14 protein-coding genes are annotated in these 16,230 nt (G+C 69.2%); 4 read left to right on the top strand and 10 right to left on the bottom strand.

The genetic code is table 11. The features are described 5' to 3' along the window. Positions 1-123 precede the first annotated feature (123 nt). The 10 genes from ACZ4WS_RS20870 to ACZ4WS_RS20825 all read right to left on the bottom strand — a co-directional run bounded on the left by ACZ4WS_RS20870 (position 124) and on the right by ACZ4WS_RS20825 (position 11,097). Positions 124-432: an SCO5918 family protein gene (locus ACZ4WS_RS20870; protein ID WP_467982407.1), complete on the bottom strand. Its 309-nt coding sequence runs from the start codon at positions 430-432 to the stop codon at positions 124-126. A 50-nt stretch (positions 433-482) separates the two neighbouring features. Beyond that, positions 483-887: a CBS domain-containing protein gene (locus tag ACZ4WS_RS20865; RefSeq protein WP_467982405.1), complete on the bottom strand. Its 405-nt coding sequence runs from the start codon at positions 885-887 to the stop codon at positions 483-485. Positions 888-933: 46 nt separating this feature from the next. Next, the gene (locus tag ACZ4WS_RS20860) at positions 934-2,427 is read right to left on the bottom strand and encodes a DEAD/DEAH box helicase (protein WP_467982404.1); all 1,494 of its coding nucleotides are present in this window, start codon (positions 2,425-2,427) and stop codon (positions 934-936) included. A 346-nt stretch (positions 2,428-2,773) separates the two neighbouring features. After that, complete coding sequence (locus tag ACZ4WS_RS20855) at positions 2,774-2,977, bottom strand: cold-shock protein (protein ID WP_030664939.1); 204 nt, start codon at positions 2,975-2,977, stop codon at positions 2,774-2,776. Positions 2,978-3,599: 622 nt separating this feature from the next. Further along, positions 3,600-4,928 (bottom strand): class I SAM-dependent RNA methyltransferase, encoded by a 1,329-nt coding sequence (locus tag ACZ4WS_RS20850; RefSeq protein WP_467982401.1) that lies wholly within the window; start codon positions 4,926-4,928, stop codon positions 3,600-3,602. A 104-nt stretch (positions 4,929-5,032) separates the two neighbouring features. After that, a complete protein-coding gene (locus ACZ4WS_RS20845) occupies positions 5,033-7,084 on the bottom strand; it encodes an APC family permease (RefSeq protein WP_467982400.1) in 2,052 nt (683 codons plus the stop codon). Positions 7,085-7,459: 375 nt separating this feature from the next. Continuing rightward, positions 7,460-8,302 (bottom strand): carbohydrate ABC transporter permease, encoded by an 843-nt coding sequence (locus ACZ4WS_RS20840; protein ID WP_467982398.1) that lies wholly within the window; start codon positions 8,300-8,302, stop codon positions 7,460-7,462. Further along, on the bottom strand, positions 8,299-9,267 hold the full coding sequence (locus ACZ4WS_RS20835) for a carbohydrate ABC transporter permease (protein WP_467982397.1): 969 nt from the start codon (positions 9,265-9,267) through the stop codon (positions 8,299-8,301). The genes ACZ4WS_RS20840 and ACZ4WS_RS20835 overlap by 4 nt, the downstream gene beginning before the upstream one ends. A gap of 21 nt (positions 9,268-9,288) precedes the next feature. Continuing rightward, a complete protein-coding gene (locus ACZ4WS_RS20830) occupies positions 9,289-10,617 on the bottom strand; it encodes an ABC transporter substrate-binding protein (RefSeq protein ID WP_467982395.1) in 1,329 nt (442 codons plus the stop codon). 147 nt (positions 10,618-10,764) lie between these two features. Continuing rightward, positions 10,765-11,097 (bottom strand): DUF2218 domain-containing protein, encoded by a 333-nt coding sequence (locus ACZ4WS_RS20825; protein ID WP_467982393.1) that lies wholly within the window; start codon positions 11,095-11,097, stop codon positions 10,765-10,767. Between the two features lie 215 nt (positions 11,098-11,312). Here ACZ4WS_RS20825 and ACZ4WS_RS20820 point away from each other — a divergent pair, with 215 nt between their 5' ends. The 4 genes from ACZ4WS_RS20820 (at position 11,313) to ACZ4WS_RS20805 (ending at position 16,014) form a co-directional block, all read left to right on the top strand. Next, the gene (locus tag ACZ4WS_RS20820; RefSeq protein ID WP_467982391.1) at positions 11,313-11,891 is read left to right on the top strand and encodes a carboxymuconolactone decarboxylase family protein; all 579 of its coding nucleotides are present in this window, start codon (positions 11,313-11,315) and stop codon (positions 11,889-11,891) included. 213 nt (positions 11,892-12,104) lie between these two features. After that, the gene (locus ACZ4WS_RS20815) at positions 12,105-13,397 is read left to right on the top strand and encodes an MFS transporter (RefSeq protein ID WP_467982389.1); all 1,293 of its coding nucleotides are present in this window, start codon (positions 12,105-12,107) and stop codon (positions 13,395-13,397) included. A 68-nt stretch (positions 13,398-13,465) separates the two neighbouring features. Then, positions 13,466-14,749 (top strand): neutral/alkaline non-lysosomal ceramidase N-terminal domain-containing protein, encoded by a 1,284-nt coding sequence (locus ACZ4WS_RS20810; protein ID WP_467982387.1) that lies wholly within the window; start codon positions 13,466-13,468, stop codon positions 14,747-14,749. Next, entirely contained in the window at positions 14,746-16,014 is a 1,269-nt protein-coding gene (locus tag ACZ4WS_RS20805; protein WP_467982385.1) for a hypothetical protein, read from the top strand. Before ACZ4WS_RS20810 ends, ACZ4WS_RS20805 begins: the two co-directional genes overlap by 4 nt. The last annotated feature ends 216 nt before the right edge of the window (positions 16,015-16,230 follow it).

Below are 16,230 nucleotides of genomic sequence, written 5' to 3'. Positions count from 1 at the left end.
CCTCCCCCCACAGAAAACCAACCCCCCCCCCCCCCCCCTCCACCCTCCCTCCCCCCCCCCCCCCCCCCCCCCCCCCCCCCCCACACTGGTGTTCAGGTGTCGGCTCGTTGCCTGTCCCGTCGGTCAGACAGGCATGGGGGTGCCGAGCATCACGGAAGCTTGCTGGAGCGAGCTGAGGATGCGTACGGGTGCGGCCTTGGGGAGGGTGCGGCAGGTGAAGCCGAGCTGAGTCATGGCCCGGAGGACTTCGGCGGCGCTGAAGTCACGGCGGTCCTGGCGGGTGATGACCTGGCCGACTTGTTTGACGGGGTAGTGGCGGCGGCCGATGATCACCGATTCGCCGGTGTCCGGCTCGGGCTTGATGCCCTTCATCGATTCCAGCACGCCGCTCTTGGTGAGCTCGAAGGGGAAGCGGGCGATGACGCAGCGCATGTGGCCTCACAGGGAGAAGGGGAGAACGGTCCGACCAGGGTGAGGGCGGTTCAGCGGGAGAGGACGAGGATGCCCAGCGCGCTGCCTTGCTTGTCGACCACCGGCAGGGCACCGAGCCGGCGGGAGCGCATCGCGTGCTCGGCTTCGGCCATCGTGGTCACGGGTGACGTGAACAACCCATGGTCGCCGAGGATGTCGCGCAGGCGGACGCGGTCCGTGTATGCGGAGCTGTCGCGGACGGCGGTGAGTTCGGTCTGGGTGACCAGGCCGGTGCCCTGGCCGTCCTGGTCGCAGACGACCAGTCGGCCAGTGCGGGCGGCGGCCATGACGGACAGCGCCACCTCGACACTCATGTCGTCACAGACCTGCGGTCCGGCCGCGTCCATGACCTCAACCACCGTCCTGTGCACGGGGTTGGCGACTGCCGGGCGGGGCTGCATCTGAACCAGCGTCAAAACGTGCCTCCTGCAGAGATGGGTCAGCTTCCTGATCACGAAGGTTCTAGGCCGCCGCATCGAAGACGGACTGGCGTACGGGCGCGCGCCGGGTCGCCGAAGAGGGGCGGCGCCGGCCTCGGGAAGAGGCGCTGCGCTGGGGGCGTTCGACGACCGGTGCGGTGATGACGACCGGGACGCCGGACGGGGCCTGGGCGCCGGTGATCCGGCGCAGGGCCTCGTCGCCCGAGCGGATCTGGGTGGTCTGCGGCCGGATCCCGGCGTCCGACATGAGGCGGACCATGTCGCGGCGCTGGTTCGGTGTGACGAGGGTGACGACGCTGCCGGACTCGCCGGCGCGGGCGGTACGGCCTCCGCGGTGGAGGTAGTCCTTGTGGTCGGTCGGCGGATCGACGTTGACGACGAGGTCGAGGTTGTCGACGTGGATGCCGCGCGCCGCGACATTGGTCGCTACCAACACGCTGACGTGCCCCGTCTTGAACTGCGCCAGCGTGCGGGTGCGCTGCGGCTGCGACTTGCCGCCGTGCAGCGCGGCGGCCCGTACCCCGCTGTTGAGCAGGTCCTGGGTCAGCCGGTCGACGGCGTGCTTGGTGTCCAGGAACATGATCACGCGGCCGTCGCGGGCGGCGATCTCGGTCGTGGCGGCGTGCTTGTCGGCGCCGTGGACGTGCAGGACGTGGTGCTCCATCGTCGTGACCGCACCGGCCGACGGGTCGACCGAATGCACGACGGGGTCGGTCAGATAGCGGCGCACCAGCAGGTCGACGTTACGGTCCAAGGTGGCGGAGAACAGCATCCGCTGCCCCTGCGGACGTACCTGGTCGAGCAGCGCGGTGACCTGCGGCATGAAACCCATGTCAGCCATCTGGTCGGCCTCGTCCAGCACCGTGACGCCCACCTGGTTCAGCCGGCAGTCGCCACGGTCGATGAGATCCTTGAGCCGGCCCGGGGTCGCGACGACGACCTCGGCCCCGCCTCGCAGCGCGCCGGCCTGCTTGCCGATCGACATCCCGCCCACCACCGTGGCCAGCCGCAGCCTGACGGAGCGGGCGTACGGAGTGAGCGCGTCGGTCACCTGCTGCGCCAGCTCACGCGTCGGTACGAGGATCAGCCCCAGCGGCTGGCGGGGCTCAGCACGCCGTCCGGCGGTGCGGGCGAGCAGGGCGAGGCCGAAGGCGAGGGTCTTGCCGGAACCGGTGCGCCCGCGGCCCAGGACGTCACGGCCCGCCAGGGAGTTCGGCAGCGTCGCGCCCTGGATCGGGAACGGCGCGGTCACGCCCTGCTTGCCGAGTTCGGCCAGTAGCTGCTCGGGCATGCCGAGATCGGCGAAGCCCTCAACGGCAGGCAGCGCGGGGGTGATCGTCTTGGGGAGCGCGAACTCACCCTGCACCGCGGCGGGCCGGCGGCCGTAACCGCCGGAACGGGCCGGCCCGCCGGAACGGCGCGGTGCCGGCGAGCCGAAGCGGCTGCCGCCCTTTCCTGCTTCGGCACTGCCATTACGCGTGCGGGCGGAGCGGTCGTTCGTGCGTGTGCGGTTCATGCGGAACCTTCCTCGATGCGGCGCATATCAAGGAATTCCCGCTGCGATGAGCGGCACGGGGAATTACAAGTATGGACCGATGGCAAAAGAAAGCAAATCCGGCCGGCGGAAATCCGTGCGGGCGCGGGTGCTGAAATAGGTGACGCGATGGGGACGTAAAATCCGGGCGTCGACGGCGGTGTAGCTCTTCAGGATGCACCTGCATCCCTGAAGGAGGCCCCGCGCGCGTGGTGAGACTGCGGATTCCTCCGAGTCGTCCCGCAGGTGAAACCGCTGCGGGAAATGCGTGTAGCTGGGGCCCGCACCCCGAAGGATGCGGGCCCCAGCTACAAAGTGTGCGTCAGCGTCAGGCCGGAACGATGTTCTCGGCCGTCGGGCCCTTCTGGCCCTGCGCGATGTCGAAGTTCACCTTCTGGCCTTCGAGCAGCTCACGGAAGCCCTGGGCGGCGATGTTCGAGTAGTGGGCGAACACGTCAGGGCCGCCACCGTCCTGCTCGATGAAGCCGAAGCCCTTTTCCGCGTTGAACCACTTCACGGTACCAGCAGCCATGTCATATCTCCTTTGGGGCAGTACATCGGGATCCGCACCGCGCGGACGCCGTGTCGCCGCGATGATTACCCCGCCCGGAAAATGACCGGAAATACAAAAGCGCTCCCACCGACACGAGCCGAGTGGGGGCACTTGAAGTTTTGGGAACCACAACTGCAACTGAGATCGACAGTAGCACGCTGGAACGGCCTGAGCGCACTGAACAATTCCACTCTGCTCATCGCGGAAAAAACTCTCACTGCACGGTCCGTCAAACTCTCACCTCACGGGCACAGATATTGACTCACTCGGAGTGCAACGTTTCAGGAAGAGCGGTGTCGCCAGCTGCAACCAGGGCGCGACGACGTACGCGGCCGTCCGTAAGACGCCTTTCGGAAGGCGTCCAGCAGCTCGTACCCGCTCGCCGAGATCGTGTCTGGTCGGCGGTGATGTCTTTGGACGGTGATCAACGAGCGTCAACTGAGCGTCAAAAAACACGGAGATAGCCCGTCAGCGGCTGGTTACGGCGATCGACTCAACCTGAACGTGCAGGTCAGGACACCTCAATGGCCAGGCTGTCCTCTCGACCCGTTGCCTGTGTGGAAACAGGTCGAGCAGACCGACAACATACGAAAGTCGCAGGTCAGACGACTTTCTTAGCCGGTTCCAGAATCGCCACACACTCCACATGCGAGGTCATCGGGAAGAGATCGAAGGCGCGCAGCGTCCGCACCTTGTACCCGCCGTCCCGGAAGTACGCCAGGTCACGAGCCAGCGCCGCCGGATCGCAGGCGACGTACGCGATCCGTCGCGCACCCAGGGACGACAGGTGTTCGACGGTCTTCTTGCCGGCGCCGGCGCGGGGCGGGTCGAGGACGATGAGGTCGACCTCGGTGATGCCGGTGCGCGGGAGGACGGCCTCGACCTTGCCCTGTTCGATGCGGACGCGGTCGAAGGCGGCGAGGTTGTGGCGGGCGTCCTCGACGGCGCGCTTGCCGGACTCGATGCCGAGGACCGCGCCCTTGTCGCCGAGCCGGTCGGCGAGGGCGCCGGCGAAGAGGCCGACGCCGCAGTACAGGTCGAGCGCCATCTCGCCCTTGCGCGGCAGCAGGCCCTGCATGACCGCCTTGACGAGGGTGTCGGCGGCCATCGGGTGGACCTGCCAGAAACCGCCGCTGCCGACGCGGTACGTACGGCCGTCGGCGCGCTCGCGCACGAACGCGCGGCCGTGCACCCGGTGGATGCCGCCGTCCTTCTCCTCGACGCGCATGACGGAGACGGGGCGGTCGAGTTCGACCAGGGGCAGGCGGGCGCCGGGGCGGGGCTCCAGGATGACCATGCGGTCCTGGGAACCCGTCGCCGCGATCGCCTCGACCGACGCCATGCCGGACCAGTCGCGGTCCTCGATGCCCAGTTCGCTGACGCCCGGCGCGGCGATCATGCAGTGTTCGATCGGCTCGACCTCGTGCGAGCGGTGGCGGCGCAGTCCGGCGTTGCCGTCGGCGTCGACGGCGTACTGGACGCGCGTGCGCCATGCCGGGACCTCGCCCGCCGGCAGCTTGTCGCCCTCGGCGGGCATCACGGTGCCGTCCCAGCCCGCTTCCTCGGGCGTGAGGCCCGCGAGGCGCTGCAGCTGCTCGGCGATGACCTCGCCCTTGAGGCGGCGCTGCGCGCCCGGCTTGGCGTGCTGCCAGTCGCAGCCGCCGCAGCGGCCGGGGCCCGCGTAGGGGCAGGGGGCCTCGACGCGGTCCTTGGACGCCTGGAGGATCTCGACGGCGTCCGCGCGCAGGAAGCGGGCGTCCTCCTCGCCCTCCGTCACACGTGCGACCACGCGCTCGCCGGGCAGGGTGTGCCGGACGAAGAGGACCTGGCCCTCGGCCGTGCGGGCGATGCAGTGCCCACCGTGTGCGACGGGGCCGACCTCGACCTCGTACTCCTCCCCCACCAGCGATTTCTTCGGTTCTGCCTGCATGGCGGGGTGACTCCAGTTGAGAAAGGGGGGTGAGCAAAGGGGAACGGCCGGACAACAGCCCACCAGTCTACGTGGACGTTGCCCGGCCGCTCACCACAAGGCCGTCAGCCCTTGGCGTTCGAGGACTCCTTCGGGCGCTCCTCCGCGGGACCCCGGCGCACCGCACCCGGCGCGTTCCACTCCTGCCGCTTGCGGGCCCGCACCTTCGCGGCCTCGGAGGACACCAGCTGGTAGGGCACGGACGTCACCATGACACCCGGCGTGAACAGCAGCCGGCCCTTGAGGCGCAGGGCGCTCTGGTTGTGCAGCAGGTGCTCGTACCAGTGGCCGACCACATACTCGGGGATGATCACGGAGACCGCGTCGCGCGGCGACTCCTTGCGCAGCCCCTTCACGTACTCGATGATCGGCCGCGTGATCTCGCGGTACGGCGAGTCGAGCACCTTCAGCGGTACGTCGATGCCGCGCCGCTCCCACTCCTCGCGCAGGGCCTTCGTCTCGGCCGGGTCGACGTTGACGCTGAGCGCTTCGAGAGTGTCGGAGCGCAACAGCTTGGCGTAGGCGAGGGCGCGCAGCGTCGGGCGGTGGATCTTGGAGATCAGCACCACCGAATGCACCCGGGAGGGGCGGACGCTGTCGTCGCTCGGGCCCTCGGGGGCGGCGATCTCCTCGGCGACCCGGTCGTAGTGCTTACGGATCGCGCTCATCGTCGCGTAGAAGATCACCATGCCGAGCAGGGCGACCCAGGCGCCGTGCGTGAACTTGGTGACCAGGACGACGACCAGCACCAGGCCGGTGAAGAAGGCACCGAAGGCGTTGATCGCCCGGGAGCGGAGCATGTGGCGGCGCTTGGCCTGGTCCTTCTCGGTGGCCAGGTGGCGGTTCCAGTGCCGGACCATGCCGGTCTGGCTGAGCGTGAAGGAGACGAAGACGCCGACGATGTAGAGCTGGATGAGGCGCGTCGAGTCCGCCCCGTAGATGACCACCAGGAGGGTCGCCGCGCCCGCGAGCAGCACGATGCCGTTGGAGAAGGCGAGGCGGTCGCCCCGGGTGTGCAGCTGGCGCGGGAGGTAGCGGTCCTGGGCGAGGATCGAGCCGAGCAGCGGGAAGCCGTTGTACGCCGTGTTGGCGGCGAGGAACAGGACCAGCGCGGTGGCGGCTGCCAGCACGATGAACAGGAAGCTGCCCTTGCCGAAGACCGCCTCGGCGACCTGCGAGATCACCGGGTTCTGGACGTAGCCGGAGCCGATCGCGACGCCGTTGTGGATCAGGTCGGTGGCCGGGTTCTCGGCCATGCGGACCTTGGTCGTCATGGCCAGCGCGATGATGCCGCAGAACATGGTGACGGCGAGCAGGCCCATCGCCGCGAGCGTGGTCGCCGCGTTCTTGGACTTGGGCTTGCGGAAGGCCGGGACTCCGTTGGAGATCGCCTCGACGCCGGTGAGCGCGGCACAGCCGGAGGAGAAGGCGCGCAGCAGCAGGAAGACGAGGGCGAAGCCGGCGAGGCCCTGGTGCTCGGCCTTGATGTGGTAGTCGGCGGTCGGCGCCCGCATGGTGTCGTCGAGGACGAGCCCGCGGAAGGCGCCCCACGCGATCATGATGAAGACGCCCGCGACGAAGACGTAGGTCGGGATCGCGAAGAGCTTCCCGGACTCCTTGACCCCGCGCAGGTTCATCAGCGTGAGCAGCACGATGACGGCGACCGCGCAGGCCACCTTGTGCTCGACCACGAAGGGGACGGCCGAGCCGAGGTTCTCGATGCCGGAGGCGATGGAGACGGCGACGGTGAGGACGTAGTCGACGAGCAGCGCGCTGGCGACGGTCAGGCCGGCCCGGGGGCCGAGGTTGGTGTTGGCCACCTCGTAGTCGCCGCCGCCGCTCGGGTAGGCGTGCACGTTCTGCCGGTAGGAGGCGACCACCGTGAACATCAGCACCACGACCGCGAGCGCGATCCAGGGGCTGAAGTGGTAGGCCGACACACCCGCGATGGAGAGAACCAGCAGCACTTCTCCGGGCGCGTAGGCCACGGAGGAGAGCGGGTCGGAAGCGAAGACGGGGAGGGCGATGCGCTTCGGCAGGAGCGTTTCCCCGAGCCGATCACTGCGCAGTGCGCGCCCGATCAGGATCCGTTTGGGCACGTCGGTCAGTTTGGACACGCAGAGGATCGTAAGCGTTCGAACGCCGAGTCGCCCACCATCGCTCGCGATCTGCCCTACGAGTGAAAACGGGGACGGCTCCCGCTGCGGATTCCGTAGCCGCACAGATCCGCATGCCTATATGACAAAGGTCATTATTTGCCCGATTTTGGAGGTTCCATGCACGCGACCGCGGAGCTCATCGGCGCCGTCGCCGGACTCGTCGGCCTCGGATTCCTGACTTTTGCAAGCGTCCGCAGCATCAACCGCCGCTGAGCGCCTCCGACGCGGGCCGCCGTCCCGGAGATCGGGCAACTCGGGCATCTCGGCCATCCGCAGCAGTGCCGGCCGGCGGGCGGGGCGGACACGGCCGCCCCGCCCGCGCACACTGTGTTGTCAGCCGGTCACACCTCGTTCGGTGAGTCCCGCCAGCACGCGTCGCTGCAGGACGACGTAGACGAGGATGAGCGGCAGGCTGGTCAGCACGACATGGGCGAAGACCAGGTTCCAGCTGACGCCGTGCGTGGACGACGAGGCGAAGGAGTAGAGCGTCAGCGGCAGCGTGGCCGACTCGGAGCCGCGCAGCAGGAACAGGGCGAAGTAGAAGTCGTTCCAGACCGAGATGATCAGCATGACCGCGCCCGTGAAGAGCACCGGGGTGAGCACGGGCAGCACGATCCGCCAGTAGATCTGCCACTTGTTCGCGCCGTCGATCTGAGCGGCCTCCTCGAAATCGTGCGGAAGGGTCCGCACGAAGCCCGTGGCCAGGAAGATCACCACGCCGAGCCGGGTGCCCGCGATCACCAGCATGTAGCCGAGGCGTGAGCCGTTGATGCCGAGCTGGGTGAGGACGTAGATGGTCGGGATGATGGCCGGGGGCAGGACGATCGACAGCGCCGAGGTGTAGTACGCGAACCGCAGCGTCCGCGAGTCGGACCGGGCGTACGCCCAGGCCGCCATCGAGCCGAGGAGGAGGACGGCGAGGATGGTCGGGACGGCCAGGAGCACGCTGTTCCTCAGGCCGGTGAAGTACGAGCCCTTGTCGATCACCGTGTGGTAGTTGGCACCCGCGTTCCAGTGCTTGGGCCAGCTCATCGACAGGACGCTGGCCTCGCCCTCGGTCTTGAAGGAGTTGACGATCAGCAGCCAGAACGGGACGACGATCCACGGGATGGCGAAGAGGGTCAGCAGCAGGTAGCGGACGATTCCCCTGGTTCTGTTGAGAGCGATCGCACTCACATCGGCACCTCCCGCCGGCGCAGCCAGCTCATCAGCGGGATCGCGGTGACGATCACCATCAGCGTGACGACGAAGCTCAAGGCGCTCGCCGTACCGAAGAAGCTCTGTCCGTACTGGGTGTAGACCGCGACGTTCAGCAGGGTCGTCGCATCGCCGGGGCCGCCCGAGGTCGTCGAGAACACCACGTCGAGCGCGCTGAACGCGCCGACGAGTGAGACGACCACGTTGAAGGTCACCGCCGGTGCCAGCAAGGGCAGCTTGACCGACCAGAAGCGGCGAACGGCCCCGGCCCCGTCGAGGGTCGCCGCCTGCAGGATCTGTTCCGGGATGCGGTTGAGGCCCGCGATGTAGACCAGGGTGATCAGGCCGCTCAGCTTCCACGCGTCGATGGAGGCGACCGCGAGCAGCGCCGACGTGTCGTGGCCGAGCCACGCGTAGTGGAACTCGCCGGGCAGCACGGCCGTCAGGAAGGCGTTGAGCGGGCCGTGCGCGTTCAGCACCGCCGCCCAGATGTAGCCCGCGGCCAGCGGTGAGATCAGTACAGGGATGAAGAAGAGGGAGCGGAAGAGGCTGTTGACGCGGTTGGTGCGTTGCAGGGCGGTGGCCAGGACGAGACCGACCGCGTTCTGTACGGCCATGGCGGTGACGGCGTAGATCGCCGTGACCGTGATGGCGTGCTTGAGGATGCCGAGTTGGTTGAGGAGCTTGAAGTTGGTCAGGCCCGTCCACGCGATGGTGCTGCTGTAGCCGGTCCACTGCACGAAGGCGAAGAAGGCGTTCGCGAGGAACGGCAGCACGAAGAAGACAAGGACCAGAGCGATCGAGGGCAGCGCGAAGGCGTACTGGTACAGCCTGCGGCGCGACGGCGTGCGGGGACGGTCGGCGGCGGCCGGCCGGCCTTCCGGGGAGGGTCGGCCGGCGGTCCCGGCGGCGTGCGGGGACGCGTGGTGCACGGAGGACGTCATACGTCGGTCACCGGTCTCGCGTCACTGCTTGGCCGCGGCGGCGGCCTGCGTGTAGTAGGTCTGCATCTTGTCGGCCACCTGCTGGGGTGTCTCCTGTCCGGCGAGCAGCTTCTGGGCCTCGGCACCGAAGCTGCTGAAGCCCGGGACGGGTGAGTTGAAGGAGAGGGTGGCGCCCTTGTCGTAGGCCGCCTTCACGTCCTGGAGGAGCCCCTGGAGCTGCGGTGTCGCCGTCCCGGACAGCGTCGGGATGATCTTCGCTTCCTTGATGTAGTCGCCGTAGCCCGCGCCCGTGATGTAGTCGATGAAGTCGACGGCGGCGCGTTCTTTCTTGGAGTCGCCGGTGCTCGGGACGTAGTAGGTGCCCAGGGGGCTGGGCGCGAAGTTGGCGACCGGCTTGGTGGCCGACACGCCGACGAAGCCGACGGCCGCGTCGACCTTGGCGGTGTCGCCGTTCGCGTCGGAGTTCAACAGGCCGATGCTGTCGGAGTTGTTGGCGACCATCGCGGCCTTGCCGTTCAGGACGGCCTTGAAGGAGTCCTCCCATTTGGCCGTGTTCGCATCGGAGTTGAAGCAGCCCGCCTTGCGGAGCGAGTCGTACGCCTTGAGCGCGGCGACGAACGGGCCGTTCGCGTCGTTGAGTTTGGCCTTGCCCTTGAGGATCGACGTGTCGTACGCCTGGTCGGTGTTGGACTCGGCGAGGTAGTCGAAGGCGCTGAGGATCTGCGGGGGCCACTGGGAACCGCCGGCCTCGAAGATCGGCGTGACGCCCGGCAGCTTCGCCTTCAGGGTCTTGCAGTCGGCGGCCAGCTCGGCGTAGCTCTGCGGGGGTTGGAGGCCAGCCTTGGTGAAGACCTGCTTGTTGTAGAAGATGCCGGCGATCGACAGCGAGCCGACCGTGGCCGCATAGACCTTGCCGCCGACGTTCCCGGAGACGTCCGCGAGCGAGCCCTCCTTCTTCACGAAGGGCAGGGAGCTGAGGTCGAGCATGTTCTTGGCGGCGTTGAGGGAGAGCACATCGACCTGGTTGCCGTGCCATTCCAGGATGTCCGGCCGGGCGCCGGTGGCCCACTTGGTCTGCACGGTGCTCGGGAAGCTGTCGGCGGGGATGTCGACCAGCTTGATCGTGTTGCCGGACTCCTTCTCATAGGCTTTGTACAGGTTCAACAAGGCCGTCGGGTCGGCGGTGTTGTGCCAGAGCGTGAGCGTCACGCCGGTCGGGGCCGCGCCCTCGGTGTTCGCCACCTTGCCGGACTGCGAGGCGTCGTCACCGTTCGAACAGGCCGAAGCCGTAAGACCGATGACGAGCGCCCCGGCGAGCAGGCCATAACTCCGTCTGCAGCTCTTCTTCATGCTTTGAACTCCCCTTCCCTGCGGCTCTGAGAGGGGGGTCACACTGGCACGCAACGGAGCGGTCCCGTCCATCTCCGGTCCGAACGCTTATGTTTCAAGACGTGCACGCATGACCGGCTAGCGGTCGGGTGGGGCCGACGCCCAAAGTCAGGCGGGATCGCCCACGTTGCGCTGCGTGGTGCCGGGCTCGCCGGTGTCGCGCCGCCACTCGACGACCAGTTCGTCCTTGGTGCCGAAGCGGACCAGATGGCGGCCCACGACGTCTTCGAGCCGGGCGAGGTACTCGGGCTCCGCTTCCACCGCGAGCAGCAGGGCCCCCTCGGTCGCGGTGAGGGAGCCGGTCCCGTCCTGGAAGACGAGACGGCCCTCGCCCGCCTCCTCGTCCCAGCTGGTCTCGCTGCGGCGGCCCAGGTGGGAGGCGAGTTGCTTGGCGTAGCGGTGCGGTCGGTCGGTGGCGACGCGTGCTTCGGAGCGGGACATGGACGACTCCAGGGTGGCGGTGAGTGCGGAACGACTCGATGGTGCCGGAGAGACGGGCCGACCACTCGGGTGCGCCACCCGTCGCGTGTCGAAAGGTATGGATTCCCTCTGTGTCGTCTTCACTTTCTAGACGCAGGTGTTCCGTTTCCGTCATGTTTCCAGGGGGCCGATTCCGCTCCCTGTCCGCTCCCTGTACGCGATCACCAGGAGGAAAAATGCGTCTGGCCCCGCTCCAGGACTTGAACGCGGACCAGGCCGAGCTCCGTGACCGGCTCACTCGCCAACGGGGCGGAGTCCACGGCCCGTTCGAGGTGCTGCTGCGCAGCGCGCGCCTGGGCGACCGGGTGGAGGCGCTCAGCACGTACTGCATGCGCGACTCCGCTCTCCCGCCCCGACTGCGCGAACTGACCCTGCTGATCGCCGCGCGCCGCTTCGACGCACAGCACTCATGGAACGCCCACGTCGGCAAGGCGGTGACGGCCGGCCTGGATCCCGCGGCGCTGGACCGGCTGGCCCGCGGCGAGGAACCGCGCTTCGCCCGCGCCGACGAGGAGATCCTCCACCGGTTCGCCTCCCAAGCGCTGCTGGAGCACTTCGTCGACGACGAGACGTACGCCGCCGCGCTCGCGGAGTTCGGCGAGCCCGCGCTCGTCGACCTCGTGGTCGCGCTCGGCAACTTCGCGACCCTCGCCCTGGTCCTCAACACCTTCCAGGTGGACCTGCAGCCCGACCGCGAACCGCCCTTCCCGGACGTACGCGGCTTCCAGCACGTCCGCCCCGAAGCAACCGGCTGACCCCGGCGCCCTCCGGCGCACCCCGGCGCGGCCACCCCCACCGCCCGGTCCTCCCCCGCGGCGACGACCTCCGCCGTCCTCACCACGCGTCCCGCCCTCTCCGGGCGGACCCGCCGTACCCGGCCGACGCTCCGCTCTCCCGTCCGTGTCGTTCCGGCGACCGCTCTGCGCCGGGACATCGACGCCCCCACAGCGAAGTGAGGCATCCCGCACGTGTCCAGCGCCCTCAAGCGTCCCCGCCCCTGGTACACCGCCACCCTCGGCGGCATGGCCTCCTACCTCGACGGCGCGACCATCGTGTCCGTCGGCATGTCGTCCGTCGTCCTCCAGCAGGAGTTCGGTCTGAGCTCCTGGGCGGTCGGCGCGCTGAACTCCGTCCTCATGCTCATGTTCGCCACCGGCGCCGTCATCGGCGGCCGGCTGGGCGACATACTCGGCCGCCGTGCCGTCTACTCCGTCGACCTCGTGATCTACGCGATCGGCGTGCTGACCGTGATCCTCGCCCCCAACGAGGCCGTGCTGTTCGCGGGCGTCATCGTCACCGGCCTCGCCATGGGAGCCGACGTGCCCACCTCACTGGCACTGATGGCGGAGGAGGCCGCCGCCGGACGCCAGAGCAGCACCGTCGCCTACTCGCAGACGCTGTGGCTGGCCGGTGTCTCCGTCGTCCAGATCCTCGGGTTCTTCGTCGGTGACATGGGCGCCCTGGCAGCGAAGATCATGTTCGCCCATCTGCTGGTCGTCTCGATCGTCGTGTGGTGCCTGCGCCGTGGGCTGACGGAGTCGGCCGCCTGGCAGCGGACCCACAGGGTCCCGGCCGCCGCCTCGCGCCGCGACTTCAGGGCCGCCTTCCGCAAGCCCTACGGCATGGGCCTGCTGGCCACCGGCCTTTACTTCGTGATCAGCGGCATCATGCCTAACACCATCGGCCAGTTCGGCGCCTATCTCGTCGTCACCCTGGGACACTCCACCGTCCAGGTCTTCAGCCTGATCGGCTGGGGCACCATGGTCGTCGGCATCGCGATCGCCCTGCTGTTCCAGCGCCTCGCCGACTCCCCGGTGCGGCGGGTGCTGCTCGTCATCGGCCTGGCCGCGCTGGCCGTCGGTCCGCTCGCCGCGATCCTGGGCGGCTACTCCGTGGCCTCCCTGGCGGTGCTGTTCGTCATGAACACCATCGCCGGGACCTGGGCGGGCGAGGGCCTGTACAAGGTGTGGAGCCAGGAGATCTTCCCCACCGAGATCCGCGGCACCGCGCAGGGCCTCACCTTCGGCGCGGCCCGCTATGTCATGGCCGCCTTCGGCCTGTTCACTCCGACGCTGGTGCAGAACACCCCGACCCTTTTCATGACCGTCCTCATCGGGCTGGGCGCCCTCGCCGCGGTCATCGGCCTGCTCTGGCTGCCCCGGCTGCCCAAGCACGGGCTGCCGGCCACCATCGCGGGCGACGAGCCGGCCTCCGGCAGGGACCGGGAGGCCGCCGAAGTGTCCCCGTCCGCCACGTCCTGAGCCGCGCGACGGCGCCCGGCACAGACCGCCCTGTTACCTTCCAACCCCTCTGCGACCAGGAGAAACCGTTGACCTCGCTGCACGAAGAGCGTCCTTCCCCCACCGGACCGCAGGGGGCTGGGCGACTGCGGGTCGGTGTCGTGAAGACCGACATCACCCCGGAGGACCTCACGGGTCTGCACCCCCTGCCCGGCGCGTTCTCCGGCGTGCACGACCCGCTGTTCCTGCGCGCGCTGTTCCTGAGCGACGGAGAGACCGAGACGGCCCTGGTGTCGCTGGACCTGATCGAAGCGGGCGACATCACCCCCGTGCGCGAGCGGATCGAGCGCGAGCTCGGCATCCGCGCCGACCACGTGGTCATCACCGCGACGCACAGCCACAACGCGCCGCGGATCGCGGACGTCTCGCCGGGCGCGCTGGCGCACGCCGGTGGGCCGGAGTCGTTCGCGTACACGGAGGTCGTCTACGACAGGATCGTCGCCGCGCTGCGCGAGGCCCGGGCCGGCGCACGCCCGGCCCGGTTCGGCGTGGGCACCGGCACCGCCGACGTCAACGTCAACCGAGAGGTGTACGCCGACGGCGAGTGGACGCTCGGGCACAACCCGCAGGGCCCGTCGGACAAGACGGTCTGGGTCCTGAAGTTCGAGGCGCTGGACGGCGATCCGATCGCGCTCGTGGTCAACTACGCGGTCCACTCCACCGTGGTGCTGGGCACCGGGGAGGTCAGCGGTGATCTGGCCGGGGCCGCCTGCCGCTACATCGAGGAGAGTTACGACGGCGACGCGGTCGCTCTGTGGACCACCGGCGCGCTCGGCGACCAGGCTCCCCGGGTCGACATCGGCGTCCCGTTCGGCGTCGCCGCCACCGAGCGGCAGAAGACCCGCGCCTACGCGGCCATGGACGCCCAGGGCCTGATCGTCGGCGCCGAGGTACTGCGTGTAGCGGGCCGGATCGGCGAGCTCACCTCCACGGTCCGCATCGGTGCCGGGCAGCGGACGGTGCCGTGCCCGGTGAAGGCCGGCAAGGACGTCATGGAGACCATGAAGCAGGACCTCGTCGACTCCGTGCCGCTGCGCCTCGCCCTCATAAAGATCAACGAGGTGGCCCTGGCCGGCGTGTCCGGCGAGGTCGTCACCGACATCGGCCGGCGGCTGAAGGACGAGTCACCGCTCGCCCGCACCCTGCTGATCTCCATCGCCAACGACCGCATCGGCTACCTCGCCGACGACGCCCGCTTCGACCGCCCGGTCCACTCGGTCAACGGCTGCCCGATCACGCGGGGGCACGCCGAGGACGCGATCGTCGACGGCGTGCTCGGCCTGATCTCCGAGCAACTGCAGGCCACACGGTGAACGCGTCAGTGTCGCTGCGCGCGGGCGCCGGCAAGGCAGCCGTCGACCTGCCGGCCCCGCTCTTCCCCGTGGACGGCTTCACCGCAGTCCACGATCCCCTCCACGTACGGGTGCTCGTCCTGGACGACGCGGCGACCCGGCTCGCGGTCGCGGTGATCGAGCAGACCTCGATCTTCGAGGACCAGATAGCCCGTACGAAGGAGATCCTCCACCAGGTCTGCGGAGTCGACCCGGCGCACTCCCTGGTCGTGGCGAGCCACACGTTCTCCGCCCCGCACATCCAACCGCCCGAGCGCGCCGCGGAGGGCGAGCAGGAGAAGAACGCCCGGCTGAGCAGGGCCGTCGACGACGCGGTGACACGGGCCGCGGCCGAGGCCACCCGGACCCTGCGGCCCGCACGCACCGGCTTCGGGCTCGGCAGGAGCCGCGTCAACGTCCAGCGAGACGTCCGCACCCCGCACGGCTGGTGGATCGGGGCCGACGACAGCGGCCCGACCGACGACAGCCTGGGCGTCCTGCGGATCGACGGCTCTGACGGCCACCCCATCGCCGTGCTCGTGAACCATGCCGTCCAGTCCTCGGTGATGAACGGCTCGCTGACGCGGGCGGGCGAGCGGCAGGTCACCGCCGATCTGGCGGGCGCGGCCGCACGTCAGGTGGAGGAGCACTACGGCGACGGCACGGTGGTCCTGTTCCTGATCGGGGCGGCCGGGGACCAGGCCCCCTACCTCACCGCCGTCCGCACCACCGTCGACGTGGACGGCACACTTCATCAGTGCGACGTCCACGAGGCCGGACACGCGCTGGTGGAGCTGCTCGGCGAGCGGCTCGCCGCCGAAGCCGTGCGGGTCGGTGAGCGCATCCGCGTCACCGAGCCGACCGCACCGCTGCGGGTGGTGAACGACAGCGTGAAGGTCCCCGCCCAGCTACCCCCCGCGGGCGGCCTGCACGCGCTCCGCCCGGCGACCCGCTACGACTTCACGCCCGACGGAACGTCCGAGGCGCCGGTCGTCGTGGCCCGGATCGGCGACACCGTACTCGTGGGCCTGCAGGCCGAGTTGAACGCCGGAACCGGCATCGACCTCAAGGCCGCGTCGCCGTTCCCCGGCACCTGCGTCGTCACCATGGTGAACGGTGCCGCCAAGTACCTTGCGGACGCCGGGAGTTACGACCGGGTCACCTACGAGGCGATGAACTCGCGGTACGCGCAGGGCGCGGCCGAGACGGTCACCGTGCGCCTCGTGGAGATCCTGCGGTCGCTCTGAGCCCCACTCCGAGTGACGCGCGCATGGCGATCCGGCCGGACATCGGGATCACGCCGCCGCTCGCTTCGGAGCCGACCGGACGAGCAGCCCGAGCGGCTGTCGCACCCTCTCGCGGACTCTGCGGCACCCGTGCCCCCTCATCGCCCCGTACGGCATTGCCGATACGGTGGAGGCGGGCAAGCGAAGCCGACGGCTCACACCTGCGCGGGATCACAA

The sequence above is a fragment of the Streptomyces sp. NPDC029292 genome (genome assembly GCF_055569295.1).
The sequence above is the reverse complement of the archived record's forward strand: the minus strand, read 5'-3'. Positions and strand labels throughout refer to the sequence as shown.